Below are 7,617 nucleotides of genomic sequence, written 5' to 3' on the forward strand. Positions count from 1 at the left end.
TTGGCAGATGTCCTAGAAAAGCTAGGAGAAGCTCTTCTCAAGAAGGGGGCCCTGGATGAAGCCATAAATAAGCTGGAGGAAGCAGAGAGGATATACAAAGACCAATCCTCAACAAAGGGAGGTTACCTTTGGGAGTTGGCAGATGTCCTAGAAAAGCTAGGAGAAGCTCTTCTCAAGAAGGGGGCCCTGGATGAAGCCATAAATAAGCTGGAGGAAGCAGAGAGGATATACAGAGACCTCTCTTCAGCAAACAAGCGGTATCTTCCTGATCTTGCAAAAGTCTTAGAAAAGCTAGGAGAAGCTCTTCTCAAGAAGGGGGCCCTGGATGAAGCCATAAATAAGCTGGAGGAAGCAGAGAGGATATACAAATACCCTCCCTCTCCTGAAGATCTCTTCTCGTATAATCAGTATCTTCCTAGTCTTGCAGATGTCCTAGAAAAGCTAGGAGAAGCTCTTCTCAAGAAGGGAATGAAAAATAAGGCCATGAAGAAACTTAAAGAGGCGGATAGGATATATAGACGTCTCTCAAAAGAAAGTTTTTGGGATGCACTGAAAAGAGCTTTAGAGGTCAATATGTCATTCCCTCTTTTATTTACTTTTCTCTTCATAATATATTGTTTATGCTATTTATCTGATAAGTACTTAGGGATTTCATTACTTCCTCGAGAAGCAATGGAAAATTTTGGAGAATATGAAATAATTGGCGTTATGCTATTTATTTTACTTATTACTGCGTGCATTGCTACTATCACAATAATATTTTCCCCTCTCCTTCTATTACGTAAGTATTTACCAAAAGGGGGATTTAAAAAAGATCTCACATACAGTCTTTTAACTTTCATTTTACCATGGTCTTTACTATTTATACATGGTGTTACCCTTGCGGAAAAACTCATAAGCTTATTTAGTAGTTTTATTGCATTGTCATTTCTTACTATAGGTGGATTTTTCCTTAAAATACTCTTAACTTTCTTCATAAAAGATAGTATAAAGGATACGAGCAGATATTTAAAGAGATTAAAGCAGAAGTTTGAAAGTTTATGAAAGATATTTATCAATAGAATATAAAGCAATATACTCTATTTTATTGATGAAACACAATAGAAGAATCAGGAAAAAGGCTCTACAATACAAAGGAAGCCCAAAAAGGTCAGGGATATTCAGGAGGATGCTTTTGGGATTATGGACTCCTGCTGTGCCGAGATAGATGAAGTTATGCTCTCAAAGATCCTGAGGGAAAATACGGGTAGTAAGAGCCAGATAGCATGAAATTTCTTAGAGGTTGCTCGATCACCATATCCCAATAAATTTATTGGGTTCATCATAAAAATTTCTGTAATAAAATACTTAGCTTTTAGTATTGAATTTAGATTGTCTATACAGGTATATGCTTTCACGCAAATTTATAAGGTTAACCAGCAAGCCATTAGTGAGCGGATGTTTAAGGATAACAGGGCAGGTGGGCTGTTGAGGGAGGTTTTAGTTTTATGTACTTTCTGGAAAAGTGATTACTGGGAAAGTGATAAGGTGGCACCTTACCCTAAGATGTCTACGAAACCAGTACAACACCTAAAAGACATGTTGCCGCTTGCAGGGATAGGAGTTTATACTAAAGGAAAAGGCAAAGATTATACCCATCAATCCCCTTGCTTCCTTATAATAAAAGGCATAACCGAAAATGAGAAGGGAGAACCGCAATTCGATTTTCACTATGTTTCAAAGATGCAAGGCATAAAAAGCTCAGAGTTATTAAATAAGATGGGAAAGCAGGGCCTGTTTTTTACTGTTCCTGGTGAGAGAGTTCTCTCCGTCTTAAAAGAATCAGGCATAGAACCACCTATAGAGTGGCAAAAACTGCTTGAAATTGGATCTATATCAGCACCTTCATGGCAGGACTGGATAGGCAAACGCTTCCTAGACATTCTACAACAAATCTCCAACGATGATTATGAGGACAGAATTGCAGAAATCCTAAAAGCACTGGGATTCGAGGTAGAACAACTGGGACACAGGAAGGAGGGGGAATATCCTGATGGGATAGCATATGCCAAAGACTTCGCCATAATATACGATTGTAAAAACAGTTTTAACTACTCTCTGAAGGCAAATGACAGAAGAGCGATCATAAAATACATTCAAGATGCAAAAAAGAAAATCAAGGAACAGAGAGGAATTGAAAAATCCTATTTTGCCATCATCGCCCACTCCTATAGTGAAGTAAAGAACATAAGCGATATCGAAAAAGAAACATTTTCGATAGGATTTCTGCTCACCAGCGAAGCTATGCTCTACCTACTTTTCAAGAAAATATCTCTGGGTCGATCATTTCTCTTAGCAAACTTCGAAAAACTGCCCTCGAATCAAGTTATCACGGTGGAAAATGTGGAGAAAGTTTACGGCAGAGGGATCTAAGTGATTTACATGCATTTAATTTCCTTAATCTAGCTCAAAAAGAATTATGTTCCTTTTTGTCAGGTTCAGGCTTCCTTCATTATAATCAATAAGAAGATTCTCTCAAATGAAAAGCTTTTAATATTCCAAGTGTGAACGACATGTGCAGGATGCCTCTAGAGAGCAGGATGCTGAGCTCTCAAAACCAGCATTGCAGATCCAGAAACATGAGCAGCTGATAAAAAGCGCTTACTCTGGAGTGAAAGGGGAACTGGAGAAGCTAAAAGAGGGAGTTATCGTTCTTGTGCCTTGCGGCTGCTCTAGGGGAAAGCTTCTTGAGCTATTAATTAAGCAAAGTGAGGGGCTCTTCTCCAGGGCATATGTCTACAGGGGATTCAGGATAGGGGCTGAGGAAATCAAGCAGAGAGTTGAAAGGTATGAAAGTCTGCAGGAACTGGATAAGCTGAAGAAGAGGAAAGGGGAGCTTGTGATTGTTGTTCCTGAGAGCTCTTGGGATGCAGTTTGCCTGAGATCCATGCTGGGAAAACGGGTAAAGTTGCTCTACCTTCCAGAGCTGTATGAAAAAGCGATCAAGGAGGTCAAGGGATTCAGCGAGGAGGTATGCAAGCTCGCCAAAGTGGAACATCCAAGGCTTAGGAAGATGCTTGAGGTCAAAGCCAAAGGCCTCTCCTCCACGCTCCTGAGGGAATGGGGAGAAAAGCTGGATGATCTGGAGAAGGGGAAGAAGGCAATACTGGAATTAAGCCCCAGAAAGCTTGGATTGAGGGACTACCTGAGGGATATTGTGGTCAAAGCTTCGACTGCGGCTGTTGCTGTGCTCCCTAGTCCACTCATAGCTTCTGGAATCTCAGTCCTTCTTATAATAGGAAAGTTGCTGCTCTCAGAAGAGCGGAACCTCCAAGATCTCATTTCTAATATCTTAGAAAGTCTCAAGGATTTCCTTGCGAAGCCTCCCAGTAAGTTGGAGTTGCTTTTTGATACGCTAGCTGAGGGCCCCATTACAAGGATCTTGGAGGGCTGGTCGAAGGATGAAGCCAAGAGCAAGGTGGCAGAGGGCTTTGCAAAACTGGTTGTTGCAGCTAGGGAAGCTGAGCCCTACCTAGACAGGGAGGAACTGGAGGCAGTTTGGGATCAAGTAGCGCTGGAATGGAGGATGCAAACCCCCCTTTTCAAGGTTCTTGTAGGAAACTTGGCAAAGATGACACATGGTGAGCTAATGACGAGGGAGGAGCTGGAGAGGAGGATCAAGCAGCTGGTTGAGGACAGGCTTGCTAAGATCGAGAAGGACTTGGAAAAAGTGAAGCAAGAGGTAGAAAGCCTCAAAATAGGTGTTAAGCTATTCTATGCATATGAGCTGGAAGAGGGCTTACTTTTTCCCTTCAAGGTGGAAAAAGGCAGGCCATTGCTAAAGGGCGATAAAGACAAAGTAAAACTAGTGACAGCAGGCCGTTTCGGGGAGCTACCTGAAGAGATTTTGAGGAAACTAGAGGGCGGCTTTGTCGTCCTTGAGGGGCCGAAGGGTATTGGTAAGTCCACGTTGGCAATATATAGTGCTTGGCTAGGGCTGTTAAGAGGATTGGTGAGCAGCATTGCTACAGTAGATAAGCTAGAAAGGGGACAAAGGTCAGTTTTCATGAATCTCTTAGAAATCATGGAATCTGTAGAGGGCACAGGAACGAAACTTCTCGTGTTTTATGATCCCTCCCCACTTAAAGCCTATTTTGAGCCAGGCGCGTTCTCGAAGGAAATACGTAAGGCCATTAAAAGTGTTGAGGAGACTCTATACGAACTTCTCAGGCTAGCGAAAACCGATAGGCGAACAAAAGTGATCGCAGTCCTATCGAGTGATATCTACGGGATGCTTTCGGAGGAATTGAAGCAGGAACTCGAAAACTCCAACAGGATAGTACATGTTGACCTCCAAGATCATACATTCCTTGAGGGGATAATAAGGACCTACTCAGGTTGCACCGGAGACTTCAGGGAGCTAGTCGAGAGAATCAAGGAGCTTGAATCCAGCTATACGCTGGTAGCCAAGTATGCCGGCCTCTGGCTATACGAGAAGGGGTGTGAGCTGGGAGATGTCAAGGTTGCGGTTGAGGAAGCGAAGAAGAAACCGAAGCTCTTCCTAGCCCAATACTTGTGGAGAGTGTTGCTCGGAGGGAAAAAAGACCTTGCTAGAAGGGTAGCAATTCCCCTCTTTCTTCACGCAGCATTCGGCCCAGTCCCTGAGGGCCTGACTTACTTGACGAAAGCCTCAAATAAGCCCGGCTTCTGGAGTTTCCTGAAGCCTAGTGAGCTTGAAGAAAGGAAAGTGTCACTTCAAGATTTGAAGGAGGATGAGCTGGAGCCCTTGGCAAGGTGGCTTAGCGTTCGGCATGAGGATCTAATGGAGGAAACACTGATGGAAATTTGCATCTATTCATGTGCACGCGCGACACCGTTCTTCTTTGGATCTCTAATGTTTGATATTATGATGACACTGGAGCGCAATGGATCATACTACTACATGTGCAAGGAACTAGATCAGGCACTTAGGGAGGATCTTATAGAAACACTAGGGCAGGCTTTAGGCGAAGCACTTGAGGAAGTAACTGAACTATACAAACAGGAGTTTGAGGATCTTATAGAAACACTAGGGCAGGCTTTAGGCGAAGCACTTGAGGAAGTAGGAGGATCAAAGACAGAAGCAGATGCGCTTCTAGAATTCGTCGGCATAAGACTTGAAGCCGTTTTCAAGGCTAATCTGTCTCATTGCTGGCGCAGGCTAGCACTAATCTCGGGGTTTACACTTGCCGGCTATTCTAATCTACCAAAGACTGTGATGAATTCAGAAAAGGAGGAGGCTTTTAAGCCTTGCACCGAGGTGGACAGCTACCTGCTCTTAGGCAGTAAGATCTCACCTTTCTTTATGGAATTGGCACTAAATCCAGAGCCAAAGTGGTACTCTATTTCTCGTGTTCTTGCGGGGGTGCATGAGGAAGCTGCTGAAGAACTCGAGAAATTAGTTGAAAAATACTGCACTACTAAGCGTATATATAAGCCCGAGCTATTATATGCCCTCGGTCTTGCCATCTCAATTGCTGGAGCAGCTGAGCTTGGTATGAGTGTGGAGGAAAAGAGTGTGAAAGCGGCGACTCTTGTAGTGAAAGAAGGATTCAGAGCAGTATATAAAAAAGAAAATGTTCTAAAAATTTTAGAGATGTTAAAGTCCTTCGAGAGCATTGCACCACATTACTATACCCTTTTCTTCCCGAATGCCCTTGAGCTAATTGGAAGGCAAGGCTGGCCATTGATATGTGATTCTGAGATTCACGATATGCTAGAGGAGCTGCTTGAAAACCACCTCCACAAGCTGGAAAAGCATGTATGGCCATTGGTCGAAATCATATCGGCATATTCTCAGTTAATTTCGGTACTTTTGCGTATGTCCCTAATAGGCGCACTCTTTAAAGGAAAAAAAGTGCAGATACCAATAGGCGCACTATTTGAAGGAAAAAAAGCGCAGATACTGCGCATAAGCGAGCTCCTTGAAGACTTGAGAAACAGAAGCGATCAGCTGTATACAATAGCTGAAGTACAAGTGCTGATGGTTATGCATGGTTTTCTGTCCAGTGAAGATGTCAAGAAAAAAGCAGAGGAGCTTATCGGGAGGATTAGAAAGTTGAAAAGAGAGAATCCAGACAAGTACACTATAGAATGGGCCGAGATGCGTTTATTCAGCGGATTAAAGGGAGTTTCTCAGCTAATAGAATCATATGAATTATCTCTCTTAAATATGCTACAACAACAGTACAAATGAAGGTAGCCAGCGATTACAGAAAGATAGTTTTCTTCCTCTTCCTAGAGAGTTGAATGGAACACAATAGAAGAGGCAGAAAAAGGTTCTACGATACGGAGGAGGCCAAAAAAGGTCAGGGATATTCTGGAGGAGGCTTTTAGAATTATGGACTCCTGCTGTACCGAGATAGATAAGATCTTACGCTCAAAGATCCTGAAAGGAAAATGCGAGTATATAAGAGCTGGATAGTCCCGATGTTAGACATCACTTAATCACTATAACTCAATAAATTTATTGGGTATGGCCCTGAGCCTTATTTATCATTGAGAGGAAAGGGAGCATAAAAAGATTAAATATTAATATCAAGCTATCTACTTATGCAAGGCACTTCTGATATTCTAAAAATGCTCTTGAATCTAATAGAGCCTCAGCTCATTATCTCCCTGATAACCCTCTACCTCATCATATGGTTCAATAAGATTGGCAAAATTGGGGAAAGAGAGAGAATCTTGAAGGATAGGCTGATGGGAGGGACTGCAGCTTGGCCAACATTAGGAAGTGAGCTGGGAACTTTTTATGTATACATGGTTCGGATGAAGGAGTCAAGAGGATTCAGATACCGGCTGAAGAAGCTGTTTCTTTGGAAAGTAGAGGGGTACACAACAATCTACATGACCCCTGATGAGCTATATCCATCTGCTGAGAGTAAGCTTCCTGAATTTAAGGAAGCTATGGAAAGGGAACTCAAAATAAAGGTAAACTTCTGGAAGGCAAGGAATGGAAGTCTAGTGGTGTCCCTAGAAATCCCATCTGTAGATCCAGAAGAATGCATGAGCATTTTATCAGGAGAGATTTTTGAAATCAGAGAATAGATAAACCCTATAGGGGCACACGAAGTGAAAGATGGATCCGAACAATGTCTTGCATGACAAAGCTCTTCTTTAAAGGGATTCCTGTCGATGAGCTTTTTTCATATAGACAGCATAAACATGTTTACAAGTATACTTGAGTAATTAATAAAATAATGAAGTTAAAGAATAGTTATTGCTCAGAGCTAACATTAATGATAGCAACAGCTGCTATAACTGGTAATCAGCTTTTTATTAGCTCCTATTAGGCATAGAATGATAATCAAATCCCAAGGCAATGGAAAAAGTAGTTGATAGGAGGGAGAATGATATTGGCTGAGGAAGCGATAACCCCTGAGATTCTGAAGAAGTGCTCTGAGGAATTCAGAAATGAGGAGGGAAGAGCGTATTTTTACGATATAGCTGCGGAGATAGCGGACAAATATCCCCTTCAAGCTGCTATAATAGTTCTAGCAACTTGGAACACGGGAAGGTTCAGGTTCATGATGAGCGACCCGAAGAACTTAATAGATCTGAAGGAGGCCTTGGACAAGTGCAGGCCGTTATTTGAACAGC

Annotated in this window: 5 protein-coding genes; all 5 read left to right on the forward strand. The window is 42.3% G+C overall.

What is annotated here, in order from left to right; all coding sequences use genetic code 11:
• Window positions 1-1,044 (forward strand): tetratricopeptide repeat protein (locus D6D85_RS07575; RefSeq protein WP_161969750.1); only part of this gene is annotated, 1,044 nt, incomplete at its 5' end.
• Between the two features lie 423 nt (window positions 1,045-1,467).
• A complete protein-coding gene (locus tag D6D85_RS07580) occupies window positions 1,468-2,412 on the forward strand; it encodes a hypothetical protein (protein WP_125671460.1) in 945 nt (314 codons plus the stop codon).
• 142 nt (window positions 2,413-2,554) lie between these two features.
• A complete protein-coding gene (locus D6D85_RS07585; RefSeq protein ID WP_125671461.1) occupies window positions 2,555-6,214 on the forward strand; it encodes a hypothetical protein in 3,660 nt (1,219 codons plus the stop codon).
• Between the two features lie 356 nt (window positions 6,215-6,570).
• Complete coding sequence (locus tag D6D85_RS07590; RefSeq protein WP_125671462.1) at window positions 6,571-7,065, forward strand: hypothetical protein; 495 nt, start codon at window positions 6,571-6,573, stop codon at window positions 7,063-7,065.
• Between the two features lie 302 nt (window positions 7,066-7,367).
• On the forward strand, window positions 7,368-7,617 hold a 250-nt coding region (locus D6D85_RS07595; RefSeq protein ID WP_133308300.1), incomplete at its 3' end, for a hypothetical protein.

This window comes from Candidatus Methanodesulfokora washburnensis, assembly GCF_003947435.1.
Classification (GTDB): domain Archaea; phylum Korarchaeota; class Korarchaeia; order Korarchaeales; family Korarchaeaceae; genus Methanodesulfokora; species Methanodesulfokora washburnensis.